Below are 23609 nucleotides of genomic sequence, written 5' to 3' on the forward strand. Positions count from 1 at the left end.
TTTTAAGGAAGTTCTTGCGCTTCTACATTCGGGCCTTCGTTGAATGACTTGCTCTGGAGGCGCTGCACGATGGAAACCATAGGCACCTGGTGGATGTGGACGGGATTCGCCGTCTTTGTGGTCGTGGCCATTGCCATCGACCTGCTGGTGATGGAGCGCCAGGGCGCCCACAAGGTCACCATGAAAGAGGCCGTGCGCTGGAGCCTGCTGTGGTTCTCGCTGGCCTTCGTGTTCGTGGCCATCCTGTGGTGGTACCTGGACGACAGCCAGGGGCGCGAGGTGGCCAACACCGTGTCCATGCAGTTCATCACCGGCTACCTGGTGGAAAAGAGCCTGTCGGTGGACAACATCTTCGTGTTCCTGATGCTGTTCAGCTACTTTGCCGTGCCGCCGCAGTACCAGAAGCGCGCGCTCATCATCGGCATCATCGGCGCCATCGTGCTGCGCACCTTGCTCATCCTGGCAGGCGCCTGGCTGCTGGCGACCTTCCACTGGCTGCTGTATGTGTTCGGCGCCTTCCTGGTCGTCACGGGCGTGAAGATGTGGTTTGCTGCGGGTCAGGAGCCCGATATCGCCACCAACCCGGTGCTCCGGTTCCTGAAGCAGCGCATCCGCATCACCGACCAGTTCGACGGCGAAAAGCTCTCGACCATGATCAATGGCGTCAAGCACTTCACGCCCCTGTTCGTGGTGCTGGTGCTGATCGGCACCACGGACATCATCTTCGCGGTGGACAGCATCCCGGCCATCTTCGCTATCACGAGCGACCCGTTCATCGTGCTCACGGCCAACATCTTCGCCATCCTGGGCCTGCGGGCGCTGTACTTCCTGCTGGCCGACCTGGCCAACCGCTTCCACCTGCTGGCCTACGGCCTGGCGCTGGTGCTGGTGTTCATCGGCGGCAAGATGCTGCTCATCGACCTGGTGAAGATCCCGATCGGCTATGCGCTGCTGGTGACGGCCACGCTGATTGCAGGGTCCATCTTCCTGTCGCTGCGCAACTCGGGCGAGAGCGCCCACGGTGCCCGGCCCGCCCTGCCGCACAAGGACTGAGTTCGTGGTGGGTCAGAGGTTGTGCTCTCTGCGCCGCTGGCTGCGTGGGCTGGAGCCCAGGGCCCGTCAGATGCTGGACCGAAGCTGGCTGGCGCAGTTCCAGCCCTGGCTGGAGCAGCGGGCCCTGTTCCGGTTTCAGCGCCAGCCACTGGCGCGTGGGGTGGCCGCAGGCATGTTCTGTGGGCTCATCCCCGGCCCGTTGCAGATCCCGGGCACGCTGCTGGTGTGCACCTGGCTGCGCGGCAACGTGGTGGCGGGCGGTATCGCCACGTTCTATACCAACCCGCTCACAACCCTTCCGCTGTATGCGCTGGCCTTTTACCTGGGGGCGCTGGTGATGCCGGGGGAGCAAACGCTGCCCGCCTGGACCAGCGTGGCACCGGGCGGCGAGTTCACGGTGCAGGCCTTGGGCGCTTGGGTTCAGGCGCTGGGCACGCCGTTGCTGGTGGGTTTGCCCACACTGGGCTTGGTGATGGCGCTGCTGGGCTATGCCACGGTGCAACTGCTGTGGCTGGCGCCCGCCCTGCAGCGCAAGCGGCGGCTCGCGCGCAGCCGCTGAGCGGCCCCATGCCTAAAACTGGCGCTGCGTCAGGCCAGCGCCACCGTGGAACTGGCTTTGCCAGGCCACGGGTGGCGTCCCCCTCCGGGGGAAGGCGCCGCAGGCGACACAGGGGGAAGCCCGGGTTCGCCAGGCCACCGGTGGCGTCCCCCTCCAGGGGGGAAGCGGCGTAGCCGCTCAGGGGGTCAGTCAAGCCTTACCCCCACCTTGGTGATCACGCGGCCCCACTTCTCGCGTTCCGCGCGGGCAAAGCTGCCCATCTGGGCGGCCGTGCCGGGCATGGGCTCCACGCCCAGGGCCTGCAGGCGGGCCTTGGTGCGCGTGTCGGCCAGGGCCGTCTGCAGCGCCTTGCTGAAGCTGGCCACCACATCGGCCGGCGCGCCCGTGGGCACCACCAGACCCTGCCATGCAAAGCCTTCAAACCCCTGCAGACCTTGTTCGGAAATCGTGGGCACATCGGGCATGGTCGCCACCCGCTGCGGACTGGCCACGCCGATGGCGCGCACCTTGTTGCCTGCGAGGAAGGGATAGACGGTGGCACTGTCGATCCACATGGCGGGCACCTGGCCGCCGATCACGTCCTGGATGGCGGGGGCCGCACCGCGGTAGGGCACGTGCGTCAGCTTGAGGCCGCTTTGCTCACGGAACAGCTCGCCCACCAGATGGTGCGGGCTGCCCGGGCCGGCCGATGCCCAGTTCACTCCATCAGGCATGCCCTTGGCCCAGGCCATGAACTCCTTGAGGTTCTTGGCCGGCACGCTGGGGGACACCACCAGGAACATCGGAAAGCGCACCAGCAGGCCCACGGGCTGGAAGTCCTTCTCGGCGTTGTAGCTCAGCTTGCTGAACAAGAAAGGGTTGGCTGCCAGCGTGGCGAAGTCGGCCGAGAACATCAGGTTGCCGTAGTCCTTGTTGCGCGCGCTGTACTCGGCAGCAATGTTGGTGCCCGCGCCCGGCTTGTTGTTGATGACGATGGGCCGGCCCAGCGTGGCCGACATGGATTCGGCAATCGTGCGCGCCACGATGTCCGAGCCGCCGCCCGCGGCATAGCCCACCACCCACTCGAGCGGCTTGGGGTCCTGGGCGTGGGCCAGGGGCAGGGTGGCGGCCAGGGCCAGGCCCGCAAGGGTGGCCAGGAAGTGTTTGCGCTGCATGGGTTGTCTCCGTGGTGTTGTCAAAAAATTCAAGGCAAAGCCGGGCCTTGCACCGTCTGCGCGGCGCTGAAGCCTGGGGTGGAAAAGGGCGGTGATCAGGCCGTCGCGGCGTGGCTGGGCACCACTGGCGTGATGGCCGGGTGGCCGCGCCGGTCTGCCGTGGGGACGGCCGCGCCGCGCGCCAGTTGCAGCGCGTGCTGCAGCGTGGCCTGCTCGCCGATGTGGTTGGCCAGCAGCAGCACCAGGCGTGCGTTCATGGCGTGGCTTTCGGGGGTGGACAGGCCCTGGTGCGCCGCGATCAGCGCTTCGTAAAAGTCGTCGCAGGCCTGCAGGTTCGGTTGGGTGTTCAGCATGGGCATGTTCCTTGTCAGAGGGCAGTGGCCGTGGCCCGGGCCAGTGCGCCGCGCACGGCCGCTTCGGTCGGGACGCGCCAGCGTGCGCACACATGCTGGTCGGGGCGCACCAGGTAGGCGGTACCGGGCTGGGCGTCCAGCCGCTGGGCGGCCAGCGCCTGGGGGTCGATCACCTCGATGCCGATCTGCAGCACCTTCACACCGGGCAGGTCACGCGCCCAGGTGGGGGCCGGGCCAAACACCAGCAGCGTGAAGTCCGGCCCCAGTTCGCGCAGCAGCCAGGTGGGCTGGCCCTGCTTCGTCAAGGGCGCATCCAGCAGCACGGCGCCGGGCACCTGCGTGCCCACAAACGCATCGGTATCGGGCGTGTTCAGTGGTGACTGGTGCAGCGTGGCCGGCACCGACAGGCGCCCGCTGTTGACGATGCGCCGCGCAAATGCATGCTCGCGCGCCAGGTGCAGGGCGGCGTCGCGGAACAGGCGGCTCACCTCGCTCTTGGGCGTGATGAAGTCCGTGGCGCGCGTGGAGTTGCACAGGTTCTCGTCGGCCGCGTACTCGCGCTCCGGCCCGTACGTATTCACCAGCGCCGGGCCGGCGCGGCCCTGGAGCACCCAGTCCAGCTTCCAGGCCAGGTTCTCGGCGTCCTGCACGCCGCTGTTCGCGCCGCGCGCGCCGAAGGGCGACACGCCGTGCGCACTGTCGCCCGCGAAGATGACGCGGCCGTGCACGAACTGGTCCATGCGCAGGCAGGCAAAGGTGTAGACGCTGGCCCAGTCCAGCGTGAACTGCGCATCGGCACCCAGCAGCGCCTGCACGCGCGGGATGATGTTCTCGGGCTTCTTTTCTTCCTCGGGGTCGGCGTCCCAGCCCAGCTGGAAGTCGATGCGCCACACATTGTCGGGCTGGCGGTGCAGCAGCACGCTCTGGTTGGGGTGAAAGGGCGGGTCGAACCAGAACCAGCGCTCGGTGGGGAAGTTCGCCTCATCCGCCAGCTTCACATCGGCGATCAGGAAGCGGTCCTGAAAAATCCGCCCCTTGCTCTCCAGCCCCAGCATCTGCCGCGTGGGCGAGCGTGCGCCGTCGCAGGCCACGAGCCACTGCGCGTCGATTGCGTAGGCGCCTTCGGGCGTGTCGATGGTGAGCAGCGCGCCGTCCGCGCGGCTTTGCACCGCCGTCATCTTGTTGTGCCAGCGGATGTCGATGCCCGGCAGCTGCAGCGCACGTTCCACCAGGTAGGCCTCGGCGTAGTACTGCTGCAGGTTGATGAAGGCGGGGCGCTCGTGGCCTTTTTCGGGCAGCAGGTTGAATTCATACAGCTGCTCGTCCTGCAAAAACACCTTGCCCAGTTTCCACGACACGCCCTTGTCCACCATGGGCTGGCCTACGCCCAGGCGGTCCCAGATCTCCAGCGTGCGCTTGGCAAAACAGATGGCGCGCGAGCCGATCGAGAGCTTGTGGTCGTTGTCCAGCACCACCACGCGCTGCCCGCGCTGGGCCAGGTCAATGGCAAGCGACAGGCCCACGGGGCCCGCGCCGATGACCACGATGGGATGCTGCGCAGGCGTGGCGCGGTCCTGGTCGGGCGAGCGCACGTAGCCGAATTCGAGGGCCTGCACCTCGGCGCCACTGGCGTGGAAGACCTCGGCGGGAATGTCTCTGGGGTTCATGTTCTACGACCTTCGTGTTTGATCGATTGCCTGATGTCGAGAGCTGACCTTTGCAACCGACGCGCCCCGAGCGAGGGACGCCAGGCAAGGGCCGCCCCGCAGCGAGGGCGTCGTCCCCCTTCCCGAATCGCGCAGCGGTTCGAGAGAAGGGGGAAGGCGCGCAGCGCCTCAGGGGGTTGTTCTCTGCCTAGCCTTCCAGGGCTTTCCACATCTGGATGTCGCGTTCGGCCGTCCAGATGCGCGGGTCCGGGTACTGCGTGGCCTCGTCGTACGCGCGGGTCACGTCAAACGGCATGCAGTGGTTGAAGATCACCCAGTGCTCGTACTTGGGCTGCAGCTTGGCGAACGTGGCTTCGTACACCTTGCGCAGGTCTTCGCCCTTTGCCGCGCGGGCCTTCACGCTGTCGTACAGGTCGCTGATGAAGGCGCGGGTGCCCGCCAGGCCTGCCTGCACCTGCTCGGGCGTCTGCAGCGCGGCGCCCCGGCCGGGCACGAGCTTTTCGGGCTTGAGGGCCGCGATGTTGTCCAGGGTCTGCGGCCAGTCCTGGAAGTAGGCATCGCCCGCATACGGCGTGGCGTCGTACTCCACCAGGTCGCCGCTGAAGAGGATCTTTTCCTGCGGCAGCCAGGCCACCGTGTCGCCCTTGGTGTGGCCCCGGCCCAGCTGCAGGATCTGCACTTCCACGCGGCCCAGCCACAGCGTCATCTTCCGGTTGAAGGTCATGGTGGGCCAGGTCAGGCCGTCCGGCACGCTCTCCACGTTCTGGAACAGCCGCGGGAAGCGGCCGATCTCGCTGTCCTTGTCGAACTGGCCGCGCTCCACGATCAGGTCGCGCGTGTCCTCGCTGGCAATGATGTGCTCGGCGCCGTAGGCGCTCGCACCGAGCACCCGGACTGCGTGGTAGTGCGAGAGCAGTACGTACTTGATGGGCTTGTCCGTCACCTCGCGGATGCGGCGGATCACGTCTTGCGCCATCACGGGCGTGGCCTGGGTGTCGATGACCATCACCGCGTCGTCGCCAATGATGATGCCGGTGTTGGGGTCGCCCTCGGCCGTGTACGCATAGGCGTGCTCGGAGAGCTTGTCGAAGCTCACCTTCTTCACTTCGAGGTCGGCGGCGGAGGCAAAGGTTTTGACGGTGCTCATGGGGTTTGTTTGTTAATGATGAATTCGTTTATCTAAATCGAATGCTTTGATATTAGGCAACAAATTCATCCATGTCTAATGCATTTGTTTAAGTGAAAACCCGAACGCCGCGGGCGTGCCGCTGCGCGTGGACAATCGGCGCATGACCGCGATGCCCCCCGACCTGCCCTCCGCCGACGACGAAGACATCACGCCCCGCAGCCCGCGCGGCATCCAGAGCGTGGAGGTGGGTGGGCAGCTGCTGAAGGTGCTGGCCCGCACGGGGCGCCGCATGGCGCTCAAGGACCTGGCCGGCGCCGCGGGCATGACGGCGGCCAAGGCGCACCCCTATCTGGTCAGCTTTGGCAAGCTGGGCCTGATCGAGCAGGACGCAGTGAGCGGCCACTACGGCCTGGGCCCGCTGGCCATGCAGCTGGGGCTGATCAGCCTGCAGCAGGTAGACCCGGTGCGCCTGGCGATTGCCGAGCTGCCCGCGCTGGCGCAGCGCATCGGCTACACCGTGTCGGCCTCGGTCTGGGGCGACAACGGTCCCACCATCATCCGGGTCGAGGAAGGCCCCACGGCCGTGTACGTGGCCATGCGCCACGGCACCACGGCCTCGGTGCGGCACACGGCCACCGGCAAGGTGTTTGCGGCGTTCGGCCCGCGCGAGCGCGCCGCCGCTGCCCTCGCCGCCGAAGGGTTTGCGGGGGCACTGCAGGATCCCGCGTTTGCCGCCGAGCTGGAGGCCGTGCGCACCCACCAGGTGGCGCAGGTGACGGACCAGCTGCTGCCCGGCATCAGCGCGCTGGCCACGCCGGTGTTCGACGGGTTCGGGCAGCTGGTGCTGTGCCTGGCCGTGATCGGCCCCAGCGCCACGCTGCAGGCCGGCCCGCACAGCCCGGCCGCGCAGCAGCTGCGCGAGGCCGCCCGCCACCTGTCGCGGCGCCTGGGGGCGCAGGCGGCAGGCGCTTAGCATCAAATGAGCCTCCAACGCTTGTGTAGAAAGCGCAAGTAGCTACTGTTTTAATAGCATTTCTGGTGCGCGCGGCACGATGGGCTGTGCGAGCGGCGCAGCGCAAACCGGGCGTTGTGCCCCGCAGACACCTCGGTGCCGCTGCCGCAAAGCCCGTGTGCGTGCGTCAGAATACCGGCCACGGTGCGGGCCGCGCCGAGGGACCCGCAGCGTGCCGCCACCGGCCGCCGCAGCCCGCGCCCACCCCCGATTCGAGGAGATCCCATGCAAAAGAACACCCCTTCCCTGGCCCGCCGCCTGCCGGCGCTGGCCGCCGCCGCCCTGTCGGTCGCCGTGCTCGGCGCCTGCACCCCGCCCCGCGCGCCCGATGCGCCCCAGGTGCAGCGCGTGACCACCTATGCCTGCGACCGCGGCCCCATGCTGGTGGTGCACTGGCCTGCCAACCCCGAAGGCCCGGCCCTGCTGGAAATGAACGGCCGCACCGTCGCGCTGCAGCCCGAGCGCGTGGCGTCCGGCTTCGGCTACGGTGACGGCGGCACCTACATCCGTGGCAAGGGCAACACGATGTACTTCCAGGCGCCGCGCGCCCTGCGTGTGAACTGCGTGGCGCGCTGAGTCCGGCGCTCAGAACACGCTGCTGAGAGCAGGTTCCTACAGCTGGGCGATGGTGCTGCGCACCTCGTCCACGCTCAGCACCTCGGTCAGCACCACGGGGGGCTTGCCGGGGCGGTAGAACACGTACACCGGCACGCCGTTGCGCCCCAGCGAGGCCAGCGCGGCGGTGATCGCGGGGTCCCGGCGCGTCCAGTCGGCGCGCAGCAGGGCGACGTTCTTGGCCTGCAGGTCGGCCAGCACCTCGGCGTTTGCCAGCGTGGTTTTCTTGTTGTACTGGCAGGTCACGCACCAGGCGGCGGTGAAGTCCACGAACACCGGGCGTCCGCCGGACACGATCTGCTCGGCAGCGCCCGGGCTCCAGAGCTGCCAGCCAGCGCCCGGCGTGGCGGACGCGGTGGATGCGGTGGCGGCCACCGGTTCCGCCGCGATGTGGGTGATGTGGGGGCCAAAGGCCCAGGCCAGCAGGGCCAGCGCCGCCACGGCCACGCTGCCCATCCACAGCCGTGCGCGGCCGGCCAGCGACAGCGCCCAGGCCAGCCAGCCCAGGCCCACCAGCAGGATCAGCAGCGCCCCTGCGCCGTCGATGCCGCTTTGCTGGCCCAGCACCCACACCAGCCACACCACGGTGGCAAACATGGGGAAGGCCATGAACTTGCGGAAGGTGTCCATCCACGCGCCGGGGCGCGGCAGGGCGCGCGCCACCGCGGGCACCAGGCTCGCCGCCAGGTAGGGCAGCGCCAGGCCCAGGCCCAGCGCCGCAAACACCGCCAGCGCCTGGGGCGCGGGCAGCGTGGCCGTGAGGCCGACGGACGCGCCCATGAACGGCGCGGTGCAGGGCGAGGCCACGGCCACCGCCAGCACGCCCGTGAGGAAGCTGTCGGCCACCGGGTGGCGCGCCTGCAGGCTGGCCACGGAGGACGGCAGGAAGCGCCCGAACTCGAACACCCCCGCCAGGTTCAGCCCGATCAGCGTGAACAGCGCGGCCAGCGACGCCACCACCGCGGGCGACTGCAGCTGGAACCCCCAGCCGATGGCTTCACCCGCCGCACGCAGGCCCAGCATGAGGCCCCCCAGCAGCAGGAAGGACAGCACCACCCCGGCCGTGTAGGCCATGCCGCTCAGGCGGTGGGCGCGGCGGTCCTGCGCGTGCCGGGTGAAGCCCACCACCTTGATGGCCAGCACCGGAAACACGCAGGGCATGAGGTTCAGGATGAGCCCGCCCAGCAGGGCCCCGAGCAGCGCGGCCGACAACGTGAGCGCGGAGGCTCCCCCGGCCGCGCCCGCGCCGCCAGCGGCCTGCGCGGCGTTCGCCCTGAGCGCGGCCTCCAGTGCAGGCGAAAGGGCGGACGATGCGCCGCCCGCAGCCGCCACGGGCGGCCACGTGCCGAGCACCAGCAGCTCGGCACGGTAGCCGGTGCGCGTGTCGGGCCCGTCGCCATGGGCCGGGCCGGCCTGCTCGGCCAGCACCACGGAGATGCGGTTCGGGCTGGCGCTGCGCTGGTCCGACAGGGGCACCTTGGCCGTCCACACGCTGCCGTTCCACGCCTGGCCCCAGTGCGCGGCGTTGTCGATGAGGCCGCCGGCCTCGGGGAACAGGTCCAGCACCCGCCCGCGCAAGGCCACGGGCAGGCCGTGCACGCTGATCTGCAGGGCGTTGTCGTCGGTGATGCGGGCCTGGCTGTCGGGCAGCACGCCCTGGGTGTCGGCCAGCAGGGGCCGGGGCTGGGCCTGGGCCGCGGCCTCGAACGCGGCGGCGTTCAGCGCCGTGGTGCTCTTGAGGGGCAGCTGCAGGCTGAAGTCGCCTTCTTCCGGGATGCACTCCTTGCGGCACACCAGCCAGGTGGCGTGGAGCTTGACGGTGACGTCCTGCGCCAGCGGGCCCGGCGCAAAGGTGCTGGCCACCGTGACCGGCACCGGCAGCAGCACCGTGCCTTCGTAGCCGTAGTTGGCCAGCGTGCCGATGGGAATCTTGCGGGGCAGCGGCCAGCTGATCTCGCCCGCGTCCAGCCCCGGCGGCAGCTGCCAGGTCAGCTCGGTGGGCAGGCCGGAATCGCCCGGGTTGCGCCAGTAGGTGTGCCAGCCCGGCTGGTGCGTGATCTGCAGGCCCAGCCACAGCGGCTGGCCGGGCGCCACGCCCTGCGGCGCATGGGCGACCAGGTCGGCGCGCACATGGGGCGTGGAAACCCCGCTGGTGCCCTGGCCTGAGGATTTGGTAGGAAATTGGGCGCTAGCGCTTGTCCATAAAGCGCTGGCAGCTATCAAAAAAAGAGTGACAACGGCGTGTCGGAGCGGGCGGTGCGGCATGGTTGCAGTGTGGGAGCGGGGCGGGTGGGTTTGGTTCCGGCGCTCCGGAGCGCCACCCCAGCCCAGACCGCATTGTCGTCCCGCCCGGCCGCCCGCTGGCCGCAGGCGCGCCGGAGCGCCGGAGCGCCGGCTTACTGCGTCCCCAGCGACAGCTCCGCGTGCGGCTGCCACTTGTCCGCCGGCTTGGGGTCGGCCTTGGGGGCGGCGATGAACAGCCGATCCGCCGGCACCTTCTGCGCCGCCAGGTAGTCGCGCACGGCTTCGCCGCGGGCTTGCGCCAGCTCGGCAGACATGGCCTGCGTGGCGGGCTGGCTGGCGATGAGCAGGGCCTCCATCTCCGGCACCGTGAGGTCCTTGGCCAGGCCCACCAGGTTGCGCGGCTTGGGAATGTCGGCACGGCGGTACACCGCCTTGAGCAAGTCGGGGTACTCGGCGTCCGACACGGGGGAGGTGTCGTCCGGGCTGGCGCGGCGCTTTTCGGCCAGCACGCGCTGGCGCAGGCGCTCGCGCTGCAGGCCCTCGCGCTCGTCCTGCAGGCTGGCCAGGCCGGTCACGGTGAGCTTGAGCGCGGGGCGGTCCGCCAGGGCCTTGGCCACCTTGTCCAGGCCCCGCTGCGCCTCGGGGGCGAGCGTGGCGCTGCCCGGGGCGAAGGCCACGTTGCTCATTTCCTCGCCGCCGCCGAAGGCGTTGGCCAGCAGCGCGAACGGCGCCGTCAGGGCCTTGCCGATCAGGTTGAGGATGATGCGGCCGATCACCGGGCCCAGGCGGAACTGCGGGTCGTTCAGCGAGCCGCTGATGGGCAGGTCCAGGTCGATCACGCCGTTGCGGTCGGCCAGCAGCGCCACGGCCAGCTTCACGGGCAGGCTGGCGGGGGCGCCCTGCACGGGCTCGCCGAAGGTCAGCTGGTTCAGGACGAGCCGGTTGCTGGCCGTGAGCTGGCCGTTGGGGAGCACCTTGTAGGTTACGTCCATGCTGAGCTTGCCGCGCTCGATGCCGTGGCCCGCGTACTTCACCGCATAGGGGCTCAGCGGCGGCAGTTCCAAGCCCCGCACCGCGCCCACGATGTCCAGCGCCAGCGGCTTGGCCAGCGGGTTCAGCTTGCCCGTGACTTCCAGCGAGGCCGAACCCTCGGCCCGGCCGCGCAGCTCCAGATCGGCCAGCACGGGCTCTCCCCCCGGCGCCTGGGAAGAGAAAGCGCTGAGCCGGCCCGTCAGCTCCGACAGGTCGGCGGAGTAGTTGGGCTTGATGAAGAAGTCGGAAAACGCCACGCGGCCGTTGACCAGGCTCACGGGCCCGAACTGCACCACGGGCGCCAGCGGGTTGGCCTGCGCCACGGCGGCGGGGGCCGATGCGGCAGAGGCCGGCGCGGCGGCCACGGCAGCAACCGGGGCGGAGGCTGCGGGCGCGGACGCCGGTGCCGCGGCCGGGCCGGCAGCGCTGGCTGCGGCATTGGCGGCGCGGGCCTCTTCGGGCGTCTTGGCGATGTCGCTCAGGTTGATGCGCCCGGCCTCGTTCACCGTGATGCGCGCGAAGAAGTCGACCAGGCTGGTCTCCTTGACCTCCACGCGCGGCGCGGAGCCGGGCGCGGTGGCCACGGCCAGGCCACGCAGGTTCAGGCTCTTCCAGGCCAGCAGCTCCTCGCCCACCTGGGCCTCGGTCTTGGGCGTGGAGGCGGCGGTGCTGTTGGCCTTGAGGTCTTCCACCACCGCGTCGCCCGCCAGGCGCAGGCTCAGCCCCTTGTCGGACTGCGATGCGCTGACCTGCCCCCGGTAGCCCACATCGGCGCGCAGCAGTTCCACCGCCAGCTGGCCGGCCAGGTAGCCGTCCAGCGCATGCAGCGGCAGCCGCGTGGCCTCCAGCTTGCCCTGCGTGGCCAGCGGCTGCAGCGCCAGCGTGCCCTGGTAGTCGAGCTTGCCGGCGGCGGCAGCCTTGCTGCCCCGGCCGGGCACCGCCGCGCGGGCCGTCAGCTGAACGGGCTCGGGCTTGCTGCCGTCGGTGGCCAGATCGCGGGCCGAGAGGCCCAGGGCCGTCAGCTCCAGCGCCACCGGGCGGGGCTGGGCGTTGTCGGCCAGGCTGACGGTGCCGTCCTGCACCGAGAGTTCGGCCACGCGCAGCTTCCAGGGCGTGGCGGGGCTCTGGCGGCCCCCAGGCCCGGCGGCCTGCGCGGCGCCTTGCGCGGGGGCGGCCTTGAGCCAGCGCTCGAACATCCAGCGCCCGTCGGCGCCGCGCTCCACGGCGATCTGCGGGCGGCTGAGCGCCAGGCGCTCCAGCGTGGCGGTGTGCGCATCCAGCGGCACCTGGGCGCCCGCCAGCTCCAGCTGGCCCAGGCCCGCGAGCGTGGACTTGCCCTGCCGCAGCGCCAGCTGTTCCAGCACCAGCGGGCCGGCCGTCAGGGTGACGCCCGTGGCGCCGGCCTGCGCGGGCTGGGCCGGTGCCTCCCACTGCACGCCCACGTCGCCAGTGAGCTGGCCGGAGACGGCAGGCTCCAGCACCTGGGCCAAGTAGGGGGCGGCCAGCTGCAGCGGCAGCGCCTTCAGCGTGGTGGTGACGCGGGCCTTCTGGTCGGTGGCTTCGCCCGCGAACTGCAGCGGGCTGCCCTGCAGGTTCAGGCTGCCCTGGAAGGTGAGCGGCTTGGTCCAGGGCAGGGCCAGGCCGGACGCGTCCAGCGTGAAGTCCGTGGCCTGCAGTGCGGCCGCGGGGCGCGTGGACTGGTCCGCCCAGCGCACGGTGCCGCCGCGCACGGCGGCGGTGGCCACTTCCACCGTCCAGGCGGGTGCGGCCGGCTTGGGCGCGGCGGCGGATGCCTTGGATGCCTTGCTGCGGGGCTGGGGCGCCGGCACGGGGGCCGAGGCCTGGGATTCGCCGGCCGGCGGCGGGGCGGCCGCGTCCGTCGCCGGGCCCCGGGCGGCCGGGGACGCCGCCAGCTGCGCCAGGTTGATCTGCCCCGCCGCGTCGCGCGTGGCCGTGAGCACCGGCCCCGTCAGTTCGACGTGTTTCAGGCGCACCACCTGTTCCAGCGGGCGCACGTCGGCCATGTCGATGGCCAGGCGCTCATAGCTCAGCAGGTCGGCGCCCTGCCGGTCGGCCACGCGCACGCCGCGGGCGGCCACCGTGCCGCTGAGCTTCACGGCCATGCGCGGGTGCTGCTCGAAGGCCACCTTCACATCGGCATCCAGCGTGGCGCCCTGCACCTTGACCGGCAGGCTCGCGGGCAGGTAGCCCAGGTAGGAGGCGAGGTTCAGCCCGTCCAGGCGCAGGTGGGCGTCCGTGTGGCCGGTCTGCGCAAACGGGGTGCCTTCGGCCGACGAGTCGAAGGCACTGCCATCGAGCGTGAACGCAAGGCGCGGCTCCACCTTGATTTCGCGCTGCGACGGCAGGGTGCTGATGAACGGCACGTTGAGGGTGAGCGCGCGGACCTGGTGCGTGCTGCCCACGGTGCGGTCGGTGAAGTCGATGCTGCCGCCGGTGAGCGCCAGGTTGTAGAGCGCCAGCCGCGCGGGGCCCTTGTCGGGATCGGGCTCGGGTTCGCTGGGGCGCGCGGTGACCTTGGCCAGGATGTCGTCCACGTCGTAGTGCCCGTCGCCCAGGTGCGTGAGGCGCAGCACCGGGTTCTCGATGGTGAAGGCGTCCACCACCGGCGCCAGGCGCAGCAGCGATTGCAGCTCGCCGTCGGCATAAATGCGGCCGATGGTCAGCTGCGGTGGCGCGCCCTCGGCGCCGGCCACGGTCACGTCGCGCAGCGCGAGCTCCAGGCTCCACGGCCGGAAGTCCAGCGCACCGATCGTCACCTGGCGGCCCAGCTGCTCGGAGGCCGCACGCTCCAGCGGCCCCTTGGCCAGGGGCGGGACGGCCAGCCAGGCCAGCAGCCACAACGCACCCAGTCCGGCGACGGCGCGCAGGGCAGGGCGGAACCAGCGGTGCTGGCGCAGGGTGGCAAGGGACGCAGGAGCGGAACGCAGGGAGATCGGCATGGCGGAAGGCTGTGGTGGCGGCGTTGCGTGCTGGCAGGGGCCCCGGGGCGCGGGGCACCGGAGCGCCAAGGCGCGCGGCCGCTATTGTCCCCGGCGGCCGTCTGGCCGCGTAAACCATTGCAACGGGCGCGTTGCGTCAGTTCAATATTGTTGACATTGGGAGTTCAGGGGGCAAAGCCCAGCACCACCCTTCGTGTGGTGGCTCGGGGTCCCGTCTTTTGGTGCGCACCCACTAGCGCTGCGCGCAAATGAGTGCTCCCCAAAAAAAAGCGCTTTCGCTTCGCTCACTGGGCAAAGCCCAGCACCACCCGACGGGTCGCAGCGCTTTTCTTCTCGATTTTGGTGACCACGATGGCGCCGATCTCGGCCGTGTTGGCCACGTGGGTGCCGCCGCAGGGCTGCAGGTCCACCAGCGGTGCGCCGGCCTCGCCGCCGATGCGGATGGTGCGGATGCGGCCGGTGCCGCGCGGGGGCTGCACGCTCATGCTCTTGACCAGGCCGGGGTTGGCGTCCAGCTCATCGTCACTGATCGACGCCACCGTGATCGGGTGGGCGGCGGCCACCAGGGCGGCGATGCCTGCCGTGAGCTGGTCCTTGTCCAGCGGGTCGGTCATGGCGAAGTCCAGCCGGGCATAGTCGGGCGTGATGGAGCAGCCGTTGACCAGCTGGGGCACCACATGGCACAGCAGGTGGCTGGTGGTGTGCAGCCGCATCATGCGGTGGCGGCGCTCCCAGTCGATGCGGGCCGTGACGGCGGTGCCGGGCGTGAGCCGGGCCAGGCGGTCCTCCTGGCCCGGCGCGGGGAGGTGCACGATGTCGCTGGTGGGGTTGCCGTCCGCGTCCTTGCCCTTGCGGGTGTCGGCAATGGCGATTTCGGTGCCGTCCGCCAGGGCCAGCACGCCGCTGTCGCCCGCCTGGCCGCCGCCCAGGGGGTAGAACACGGTCTGGTCCAGCACGATGCCCGTGTCGGTGACGGCGGTGATGTGGGCGCTGCACTCGCGCAGGTAGGCGTCTTGGCGGAAGAGGTCGGTGGTCATGCGGTGATGGTAGCGCGGGCCCCTGCGCCGCTACCATCGCGGGCATGACCGCCGCCGCTGTACCTCCCCCTTCGTCCGCGCCCCCCGCGCTTCCCTCCCGGTTCTGGGCCGACCTGTCCACCCGCGACTTCGCCGCGCTGCAAGCCAGCGGCCAGGCGGAGCAGGTGGTGGCCGTGCTGCCCGTGGCGGCTGTGGAGCAGCACGGCCCGCACCTGCCGCTGTCGGTGGACGCCACGTTGCTGCAGGGCGTGATCGACGCCGCGCTGCCGCAGCTGCCCGCCGGCCTGCCCGCGCTGTTTTTGCCGCCGCAGAACGTGGGCCTGAGCCCGGAGCACCTGCGCTTTCCCGGCACGCTCACGCTGTCGCCGGCCACGGTGATCGCGCTGTGGACCGAGATCGGCGAGTGCGTGGCCCGTGCGGGCGTCAAGAAGCTGCTGCTCTTCAACGGCCACGGCGGCCAGGTGAGCGTGATGGACATCGTGGCGCGCGAGCTGCGCACGCGCTGCGACCTCCTCGTCTACAGCGCCAGCTGGTTCAGCCTGCCGCTGCCCGATGCGGTGGCCGGCCAGTTCAGCGCCGAGGAGCATCGCTTTGGCATCCATGCGGGCGAGATCGAGACCTCGATGATGCTGCACCTGTCGCCCGGCACGGTGCACATGGCGCATGCGCAGGCGTTCCGGTCCACCTCGCAGGACCGGGCCGAGCGCTACGCCATCCTGGGCAATGGCAGGAGCGCCAAGCTGGGCTGGCAGATGCAGGACTACCACCCCGCGGGCGCCGTGGGCCACGCCGCGGCGGCCACGGCCGACAAGGGGCGCGCGGTGGTGGAGGCCGCGGCCACGCAGCTGGTGGCGCTGCTGCAGGAGTTGCATGCGCTGCCCTTGAGCACGCTGCGCTGTGATGTCCGGGTATGAGATGGCAAGCCGGGTCGTGGATCTGACCCCGGGCGCAACCCCATGCGCGGCGATGGTGGGTGCGTGGAGCGCGCCCGGATGGCGCTGCGAACCCGCCCCGAACCGTTGAGGGGCGCGGTCCGGGCCAGTGCAGCGGGGGGCACCGCAGAGCCGCGGCGTCCCCGTGCTTTCAGCCTTGCGCGTGCTTGTGGCCAGCGCGGTGGCCTGCCGCTCCCGAGCTGGTGCGCTGCCAGAAGACCGCTGTAGCAGCCATCCACACGGCCAGCAGTACCAGCACCCACTCGTGCAGGGTGGGGATGCCTACGGCGGCGGCAGGGGCCTCCGCGATGCCCGGCCCGGCCGGATCGGTGATTTGCCCCGGGTTGGCGTTGCTGTCTCCCGCTCCGTTGTCGATCACGCTGTAGGTGATGGTGTTGCCGCTGACCGTGGCTGGGTATTCATGCCATGTGGGGCTGGCGCCTGCGGTGGCCGGGCCGTACTTGTAGAACCTGGTGTTGGGAGGCAGCACGCCAGGATAGGCCAGCGTGACGTTGATCGTGCCCCCCACCGCGCAGGTGGCCGTGGTGGTGAAGTGCACCACGCCGTGCGGGAAGGCCACGCCAGCGGGCAAGGCGGGGCCCACCGAGCTGGCGCTTTGGTAGCCAATGGTGACCAGGCCGCAGGCGCCGCCGCCCCCCGACACGGTGGTGGTGATGTCGCCCCCGCCCGCAGGCGACGCTGCCGAGTAGCTGGTGATGAGGGTGAAATCGGCGCTCACGCTTTTGGCCGACGTGATGTCGCTCAGGCTGCATATCCCCGCCCCTGACCCTGACCCTGCCCCTGTGCCCGAGCAGTCGCCGCTCCAGCCGCTGAAGGTGTAGCCCCCGTTGGGCGTGGCCGTGCAGGTGCTGCTGCCACCGTGCGTGACCGGGCTGGGCGTGCAGCTGACGCTGCCGCCTGCTGCCGGGCTGGCGGTGGTGGTCACGGTGTAGCGGTTGAGGGTGAAGCCGGCCGTCACGTTTTTGGCGCTGGTGACGTTGCCCAGATCGCACGCCCCTGTGCCCGAGCAGTCGCCGCTCCAGCCGCTGAAGGTGAATCCGGCGCTGGGAGTGGCGGTGCAGGTGCTGGAGCTGCCGTGGGTGACGGGGTTGGGTGTGCAGTGGACGCTGCCGCCCGCTGCCGGGTTGGCCGTTGTGGTCACGGTGTAGCTGTCGAGGGTGAAGTCGGCAGTCACGTTCTTGGCGCTGGTGACGTTGCCCAGATCGCACGCACCGGTGCCCGAGCAGTCGCCGCTCCAGCCGTTGAAGGTGGCGCCAGCGTTGGGAGTGGCGGTGCAGGTGCTGGAGCTGCCGTGGCTGACGGGGTTGGGCGTGCAGTGGACGCTGCCGCCCGCGGTCGGGTGGGCGGTGGCGGTCACGGTGTAGCTGTTGAGGGCGAAGCCGGCAGTCACGCTTCTGGGCGCCGTAACGTCGCTGAGGCTGCACGCACCGGTGCCCGAGCAGTCGCCGCTCCAGCCGGTGAAGGTGTGGCCGGCACTGGGTGTGGCGGTGCAGATGCTGGTTCCACCGTGGCCCACGGGGTTGGGCGTGCAGCTCGCCGAGCCACCGGTCGACGGACTGGCGGTGGAGGTGAGGGGATACGTGTTGAGGGTGAATTGCGCGGTCACCGCCTTGGCGCTGGACACGGCGCCCAGGCTGCAGGTGCCAGAGCCCGCGCAGTCACCGCTCCAGCCGCTGAAGGTATAGCCCGCGTTCGGTGTGGCGATGCAGGTGGCGGTGCTGCCGTGGCTGACAGGGTTGGGCGTGCAGATCACGGTGCCGCCCACGGCGGGGCTGGCCGCGGCGCCGACGGGATAGGTGTTGAGCGTAAATGAGGCGGATACCGGGCAGTCGGCGACGATGGCACCGGTGGTGTAGGTGTTGCCGCTCAGGCTGCCCGCGCAGCCGCTGGCGATGGCCCCGTAGCCACCATCCGGCAGCACGTTGAAGCTGACCGCCTGATTGAAGGCCACCACCTGGGGCGTGCTCGGGCTGATGCTTCCATGGAGCCCTGCGCTGGGCGTGACGATGTAGCCGCGGCTGGTGCTGCACATGCCGGAGTCCGCGCCGCCGTTGGTGCCGGTGCAATGCCAGGAGTACGCGCCGCTGCCTGCGGTCACGCTGCTGGGCTCTCCCGCAGCGCACAACGCGGTGCTGGGAGCGACGGCGACGGGGAGGGGGCTGTGGTGCGCACTACCGCACGCCCCGTCCACGGGAGTCGCCGTGGTGAACACTAGGCTGCTGGGAGCGGCTTGCAGGTTGAAGCTCTCGTCAATGGCCGCGAAGTACAGCGTGTAGGTGGTTCCCGGACCCAAGCCAAACAGGTAGATCAAGCCCGGGCTGTTGGCGGCCAAGGCCACCTGATCGGCGGCGACCACCGTCACGCTGCCATACGAGCCGCCCGCCATCACCTGGGCGGAGGTGGGGGCCGGGGCGGCTGTGCCGGGCACCAGCAACCAGTGGCCGGTGCTGGCCTCATTGAGCGTGACGCTCACGGTGGCGCTGCTGTGGGTAGGGCCACTGCTGATCGCCGGTCCGGCAGTCGTTAGGGGCGGTGCTGTGTCGCCCAGCGAGTCGAAGGTGCCGCCGCGCACCATGCGCACGAAGCCCTGGTACAGCGTCTTGTTGGAGACGCCGAGGTAGCCTTTTCTGAACCCCGTCGTCCACGCGAAACTGGAATTGCTCGCCAAGGTCGTCGAGGTCCAGTGCCTGCCGTCACTCCAGGTGTCTCCGTACGAGGGTGTGCGCGGAAATGCCGTGGCGTCGATCGCGGAGGTGGCACTGGCATCGGCATGGATGTCCACCAGGCTGAGCAGCTCCGTGGCGCTGGGCAGGCGCCAGTCCCGGTGGCCAAGGTGGTTGGCGGCGTTGCGCGCCTGCACTTCAGCCAGCGCCTGGGGCCAGGTGAACGTCTGGGCCATGCCGCTTCCGCAGGCCAGGCCGTCGCTGGATCGACCCAGCACGCAACGGTCCCAAACCAGGTGCGTGACGGTGTCGGTGACGGTACCGTCGGCATTCAGGGTGTAAGCCGCGTGCGCGGGGTGGGAAAACAGCGCCAGCGCCAGCGCCAAGCAGGGTGCGGCCAGCTTGAGCCACAAGAAGGGACGGCGCAGCATGTTCATGGGGCGCTCCGCACAAAGCGCACATAGCCTTTGTCGCTCTTGTCGGTCATCGCGTGGGTGCCGTTCAGAAACTCCACCGCCCAGCGCCTGAAGGTGTCCCCCGCCACCGGCTCCCCGGCCCAGTAGAAACTGCTGACGGCGCCAGGGAAGTAGTTCGTGTCGATGGAGGGGCCGGTTCTGCCGCGGTGGGCAATACCGGCCAGCTCCGTGCGCGAGGGAAGCCGCCAGCCGCTGCTGTACCCGCAGCGTCCGTCGCTGTTGTGCCCGGGGTTGGCCAGGAAGGGGCTGTCGAGAGCGTCGCCCGTGACATAGGGCGTTTGAAAGCTCCACACCAGGCCTGTGACGTTGTCCTTGGTGCAGGCCCAGTCGGTGGATGGCGTGCTGCTGGCAGCGCCTGTGGTGTTGGGAACCAGCGTGCCGGTGCAACTGGGGCTGTTGACCACCATGCCATTCCACAGCACGCACGAAAAATCAAACCCTGCGTCACCCCCGCCGGTTTTGGCCAGTGTCCCCGCGGCGTTCGCCGCGTCGCGTCCGTAGCGTCCGTCCTGGTGGGGCAGCGCACTGTTGTTGCCGGCGCTGGCGGCGTCGCACGCAACGGGGTTGTTGCCGGTGTCGTAACAGCTGGTCTGCCCCGTGTCGTTGAGCAGGCCGGTCTGGGCGGATGCGGAGAACGCGCTGGCGACGGCCGCCAGCACTGCCAGCGCGCGTGCCACGGGGTGTGAAATTTTCATGTTTTCCCCTGTACCGCTTTAGCTGAAAGCGCTGGTAGCTATCGTTTTTGAGTGTCTGCGCTGCCAGAAGGCCAGCCCGCCCATCACCGCAGCGAGTAGCGCCAGCGTCCATGCGCCCAGCGTGGGAACGGCGGTCACGCTGTCCATCGGCATCCCCAGGCCGCCTGGGTCGGTGATGTAGCCAATGGCTGGGTTGCTGTCACCCACGCCGTTGTCTGTGATGCTGAACGTGACCTGGTTGCCATGGACCACGGCCCCTGGCAGTTCGTACCAGTGGGGCATGGCGCTGCCGCCGAACTCGGGGCCGAACTTGTAGTACTTGGCCCCGGCGGGCAAGGCTTGGGGGTAGGTGAGGGTGAAGGTCAGCGTGGCGCCCGCGTCGCACTCGGTGGTGGTGAAGCTGAACGTGCCATAGGGCAGTGAGATGCCTTTGGGTGTGGAAGTGGCCGCCGCGTAGCTGGCTGCGGCCAGGCTGCAATGGGGGCCGCCTCCGGTGAAGCTGGCGGTGATGTCGCCCCTGCCGGTGCCGGACGGTCCGGTGTAGCTGGTCAAACGGTCCTGCGTTGTCACCCGAAAGTCTGCCGACTGGGCTCCGATAGCGAGGGTGGCCACGCTCGTGGTGCTGAAGCTGGACGACGAGGTCAGCCGCACCGTCACCGTGTCGCCATTGTTCACGGTGCCCGCCGTGGCGGTGTAGGCCCCGCTGTTGATGGCGTATTGCCCCCCTGTGACGTTGATGGCAGCACCGGTGTTGATACCGGACACGGTGACGCTGTTGGAGGTGACGGCTGTGTTCAAAGCCACGTTGACCTGCGGCGTGAAGCTGAACGTGCTGGGCGCAGTGTCGGAAAACGCGTAAGCCAGCACCGTGCCACTGCCGGTCCCGGCAAAGGCCTGGGTGCCGTCGGGCCGCACCGCCAGCGCCGTGATGGCCCGGTTGCCCTGGCCTGTGGCGAAGGGGCCGGTGCCTGCCCATTGGTCGTATACCGGCGCGGCGTGTGCCAGCGTGCTGCCCGCACACAGGGTCGCACCCAGGGCCGCGCATCGAAGCATGAAGGTTCTCATCGGGGGTGTCCGGTTCAGTTGGGGAGCCCGGTGTTTTGGGCGGTCCAGCTCGTGCAGTCGTCGGTGCTGACAAACACCCCCGCTTCGGACCCGGCATACAGCCGGCCGGTGGCGTCCATGGCCAGCGACAGCAGGGTCGGGTTGGCGGGTTGTCCCGCACAGGTGGCCCAGGTGGCCCCGCCATCGGTGCTCTTGAATGCCCCCGCCCCCTGACTGGCGGCAAACAGGATGCTGGCGTTTCCGGGCTTGATCTGAAGGGCCCGCAGCGCCGTGCTGGCGGGCTGGGTGCTGGCCGCGCTCCAGCTGCCGCCGCCGTTGCTGCTGCGGTAGACGCCCGCACCATTCACGCCGGCGTACACCGTGCCCGGGGTGGCGGGGTCCACCGCCAGCACGGCGGGGCTGTAGACACCCGCGGTGTGGGGCAAGCCCGTGTTTCGGGCGCTCCAGGTGGCGCAGTCGGCGCTGGCAAACACCCCGCCTCGGGTGGCGGCGTACAGCATGGCGCTGCCATCCACCACGAGTGCGTAGGCACTCAAATTCAGGCCCGTGTTGGCGCAGGCAGACCAGTTGGCACCCCCATCGGTGCTCTTGAAAACACCGCTGCCATGGGTGGCGGCAAACAGGGTGCTGGGTATGGTGGGGTGGACCACGGCGGCCTTCAGGCGGCGGTCGGTGGGCTGGGTGGCGGCGGCGCTCCACGTGGCGCCGCCGTCGCTCGACAGGTGTATGCCCGAGCCTGCCACTGCGGCGCGCAGTTGCTGCGGGTTGGTGGCACTCAGCAGCACGGCGGTGAGCTCCTTGGGCGGGGTGAACACCACGCTGTATGCGGGGCTGCTGCCCTTGAAGTGAATCCAGCCCAGGTTCTCGGCCCAGGCCCAGCCGTCTAACACGCCGTTGGATGGGTTGAGCGTGACGCCTCCGCCCGTGGGATCAAAGCGCACCCAGCCTGCGGTGTCGCTCCAGGCGTAGCCCGACAACGCCCCGCCGTTGAGGTTGACGCCCCAGTCGGTGGCTGTGCTGTTGGCGTAGCGGTGGTAGCCCCCGCCGCTGTGGCTGCCCAGCTTGATCCAGCCTACGTTCTCGGCCCATGCAAAGCCCTCCAGGTGGTCATCGAACACGGCCGCGCCAGCTCCCGTGGGCGCAAAGTTGACCCAGCCGCTGGTGTCGGACCAGGCGGATTTGTCGGTGGAACTGATGTTGGGCGCGGCGATCGCAACAACAGGCAGCAGGACTGTCATCGCGCCTGCGAGAAAAGCGAGGGTTTTCATCTGTCGGCCTTGATAGGGGATTGCGCTGGCGAAGACCTACCGGCTAGCGGCCCGTGCGGACCAGACGCACTTTCCCCTTCCATTCCCGGTTGAGGTACCAAAGCGGGATATCGGTGTCATGGAACCACACGTACCAAGAGGACTTTGGATCGCCGTCATAACGCGTGGACGTCCAATACACGTCAGCCTGGGTGTTGGGGAACCAGGATGTATCGATCATCGGATTTGAGCCGGACCTCTTCACGAGCGTCAGCAGTTCGGTTCCCGTCGGCAGGCGCCAATCGGTGTACCCGCACAGGCCCGTGGCATTGACGGCCGCGGCAAACCCTAGCGAATTGGAGCCTGCATAGATTTCCGCTGGTGTCAGGTCAACCCATGCGGACCCGTTCCATGTGCTGCCTGACTGTGGGGTATCGAAATTGGTGTATGTCCAGCTGAAGTGCCGGAGTCCGCTGTCATTGGTTTTGACTTCCCATGTCAGCCCAGTGGTGTTGTCGTACACACACCCGCCGTCAACGGCGGAGTAGCGAGCGGCGGTGCTGAAGCTCCAGCGGTAGTCGCTTACCAGGGCGTCCCCATTGCTGCCTGTCATCCCGGTGGTGAGGGTGGCCGTATAGGTCTTGTCCGCAAGCAGCTTGCTCGCCGGAACGAAAGTCGCCGTGTTGCTGCTGTAGCTCACGGAGCCCGCGATATTGCTTGCGCCGTCAGAAACCGTGAAGGTTCCGGCGTTTACCGTGGCCGGCACGAGCGCCGAGTCGAATGTGGCGGTGATGGCGCTGTCAAATCCGATGTTGGAAGCCCCGTTCGGCGGCGAAGTTGAGGTGACGACCGGAAATGCAGACGCCTGCAGAACAAGTGGCGCAGGACCGCTGCTCGCTTTGCCGTTGTTCACCACAAGTACCAGCGCATAGGGACCAGACGCGTCCATGACGATGCTGGGGGCGGCGACATCGGTGCGGCTGAGCATGGTGTTGCTGCTCCCGGGCTTGTAAACCAGCGTCCATTGGTACGTGAGCGGGTCGCCGTTGGGGTCGCTGCTGGCGCCACCATCCAAAAGAACCGTCGTGCCCGTTCTGACTGCACGCGAAGCGCCTGCGTTGGCTATCGGGGGAGTCGCTGCAGTGGCCGCAGCCAGAGTTCCATTCACGCCGAAAATACTGACACCGCTCTTGATGTTCCCGGGCTGCAAGTTGTTGTCCGCAGCGGTCGCCGTTTTGCCGCCGCTGTAAATCCCATCGGGGATAGAGAACGTCAGCATTCCGTTGGCTCCGATGACGTTGCCCCCAGCCGCAGCGTTCCCGCTGGTCAGACCCCAGGTCCCGTCGGTACGCAAACCCCAGAATGTTTTACCGTCAGCCACGTCAGTGGCTTGAGCGCCTCGGGTGTTGTCAGGGGACGGCAGTCGGGCGGCAATGTCGCTCAGGGTCTGGCCAGTGCCGCCCGTGGGGCCGGCGCCTGGTTCTTGAAACGTGCCGGGGACACTGATGGCCGCACCGCTGCTGAGCCGGTTGTAGATGGCGGCGGTCGTGGGCATGCCGCTGCCTGATGCGGGGGGAGCTGGGGCGTCCAGGTTGCCCGCGAGCGCGGGCAGGGCGGCGGCCAGTAAAGCCAGCGTAGCGAGGCGGATTTTCATGCGGCAGGGTCGTGGATAGCGGCGACGCGAGGCATTACAGC

At 69.4% G+C, this 23609-nt stretch carries 17 protein-coding genes; 5 read left to right on the forward strand and 12 right to left on the reverse strand.

Annotated features, from left to right (window positions below):
- Window positions 1–69: 69 nt before the first annotated feature.
- Together ACOYR3_RS04080 and ACOYR3_RS04085 are read left to right on the forward strand one after the other, a co-directional pair.
- A complete protein-coding gene (locus ACOYR3_RS04080; RefSeq protein ID WP_422845217.1) occupies window positions 70–1053 on the forward strand; it encodes a TerC family protein in 984 nt (327 codons plus the stop codon).
- Between the two features lie 70 nt (window positions 1054–1123).
- Window positions 1124–1612, forward strand: coding sequence for a DUF2062 domain-containing protein (locus tag ACOYR3_RS04085; RefSeq protein WP_422845218.1), 489 nt, complete (start codon window positions 1124–1126; stop codon window positions 1610–1612).
- Between the two features lie 185 nt (window positions 1613–1797).
- On the opposite strand, the gene ACOYR3_RS04090 is transcribed toward ACOYR3_RS04085, so the two are convergent.
- The 4 genes from ACOYR3_RS04090 to ACOYR3_RS04105 form a co-directional block, all read right to left on the reverse strand.
- Window positions 1798–2766 (reverse strand): Bug family tripartite tricarboxylate transporter substrate binding protein, encoded by a 969-nt coding sequence (locus tag ACOYR3_RS04090; protein WP_422845219.1) that lies wholly within the window; start codon window positions 2764–2766, stop codon window positions 1798–1800.
- 95 nt (window positions 2767–2861) lie between these two features.
- Complete coding sequence (locus ACOYR3_RS04095; RefSeq protein ID WP_422845220.1) at window positions 2862–3119, reverse strand: DUF2783 domain-containing protein; 258 nt, start codon at window positions 3117–3119, stop codon at window positions 2862–2864.
- 14 nt (window positions 3120–3133) lie between these two features.
- Window positions 3134–4786, reverse strand: a complete 1653-nt coding sequence (locus ACOYR3_RS04100) for an FAD-dependent oxidoreductase (RefSeq protein WP_422845221.1) — start codon at window positions 4784–4786, stop codon at window positions 3134–3136.
- Between the two features lie 187 nt (window positions 4787–4973).
- Complete coding sequence (locus ACOYR3_RS04105; protein WP_422845222.1) at window positions 4974–5933, reverse strand: MBL fold metallo-hydrolase; 960 nt, start codon at window positions 5931–5933, stop codon at window positions 4974–4976.
- 142 nt (window positions 5934–6075) lie between these two features.
- On the opposite strand from ACOYR3_RS04105, the gene ACOYR3_RS04110 reads away from it, so the two are divergent.
- Window positions 6076–6888, forward strand: coding sequence for an IclR family transcriptional regulator (locus tag ACOYR3_RS04110; protein WP_422845223.1), 813 nt, complete (start codon window positions 6076–6078; stop codon window positions 6886–6888).
- 264 nt (window positions 6889–7152) lie between these two features.
- Complete coding sequence (locus ACOYR3_RS04115; protein WP_422845224.1) at window positions 7153–7503, forward strand: MliC family protein; 351 nt, start codon at window positions 7153–7155, stop codon at window positions 7501–7503.
- Between the two features lie 36 nt (window positions 7504–7539).
- Here the strand turns inward: ACOYR3_RS04115 and ACOYR3_RS04120 are convergent, their stop codons facing one another.
- The 3 genes from ACOYR3_RS04120 to ACOYR3_RS04130 all read right to left on the reverse strand — a co-directional run bounded on the left by ACOYR3_RS04120 (window position 7540) and on the right by ACOYR3_RS04130 (window position 14815).
- Complete coding sequence (locus ACOYR3_RS04120; RefSeq protein WP_422845225.1) at window positions 7540–9807, reverse strand: protein-disulfide reductase DsbD family protein; 2268 nt, start codon at window positions 9805–9807, stop codon at window positions 7540–7542.
- Window positions 9808–9938: 131 nt separating this feature from the next.
- Window positions 9939–13778: a DUF748 domain-containing protein gene (locus ACOYR3_RS04125; RefSeq protein WP_422845226.1), complete on the reverse strand. Its 3840-nt coding sequence runs from the start codon at window positions 13776–13778 to the stop codon at window positions 9939–9941.
- A 284-nt stretch (window positions 13779–14062) separates the two neighbouring features.
- Window positions 14063–14815, reverse strand: coding sequence for an alanyl-tRNA editing protein (locus ACOYR3_RS04130; protein ID WP_422845227.1), 753 nt, complete (start codon window positions 14813–14815; stop codon window positions 14063–14065).
- 44 nt (window positions 14816–14859) lie between these two features.
- Between ACOYR3_RS04130 and ACOYR3_RS04135 the strand changes: the two genes are divergently transcribed.
- Window positions 14860–15729 carry a creatininase family protein gene (locus ACOYR3_RS04135; protein WP_422845228.1) on the forward strand — a complete coding sequence of 290 codons (870 nt, stop codon included), beginning with the start codon at window positions 14860–14862 and terminating at the stop codon, window positions 15727–15729.
- Between the two features lie 169 nt (window positions 15730–15898).
- Here ACOYR3_RS04135 and ACOYR3_RS04140 read toward each other — a convergent pair whose 3' ends face one another.
- The 5 genes from ACOYR3_RS04140 to ACOYR3_RS04160 are packed head-to-tail and all read right to left on the reverse strand — an operon-like array spanning window position 15899 to window position 23568.
- Entirely contained in the window at window positions 15899–18868 is a 2970-nt protein-coding gene (locus tag ACOYR3_RS04140) for a DUF1566 domain-containing protein (protein ID WP_422845229.1), read from the reverse strand.
- Entirely contained in the window at window positions 18865–19602 is a 738-nt protein-coding gene (locus tag ACOYR3_RS04145; RefSeq protein WP_422845230.1) for a DUF1566 domain-containing protein, read from the reverse strand. Before ACOYR3_RS04145 ends, ACOYR3_RS04140 begins: the two co-directional genes overlap by 4 nt.
- 18 nt (window positions 19603–19620) lie before the next feature.
- Window positions 19621–20667 carry an IPTL-CTERM sorting domain-containing protein gene (locus tag ACOYR3_RS04150; protein WP_422845231.1) on the reverse strand — a complete coding sequence of 349 codons (1047 nt, stop codon included), beginning with the start codon at window positions 20665–20667 and terminating at the stop codon, window positions 19621–19623.
- Window positions 20668–20681: 14 nt separating this feature from the next.
- A complete protein-coding gene (locus ACOYR3_RS04155) occupies window positions 20682–21935 on the reverse strand; it encodes a WD40/YVTN/BNR-like repeat-containing protein (RefSeq protein ID WP_422845232.1) in 1254 nt (417 codons plus the stop codon).
- Between the two features lie 43 nt (window positions 21936–21978).
- Complete coding sequence (locus ACOYR3_RS04160) at window positions 21979–23568, reverse strand: DUF1566 domain-containing protein (protein WP_422845233.1); 1590 nt, start codon at window positions 23566–23568, stop codon at window positions 21979–21981.
- Window positions 23569–23609 lie beyond the last annotated feature (41 nt).

The organism is Acidovorax sp. M2(2025), assembly GCF_049330835.1.
Lineage (GTDB): Bacteria > Pseudomonadota > Gammaproteobacteria > Burkholderiales > Burkholderiaceae_C > Acidovorax.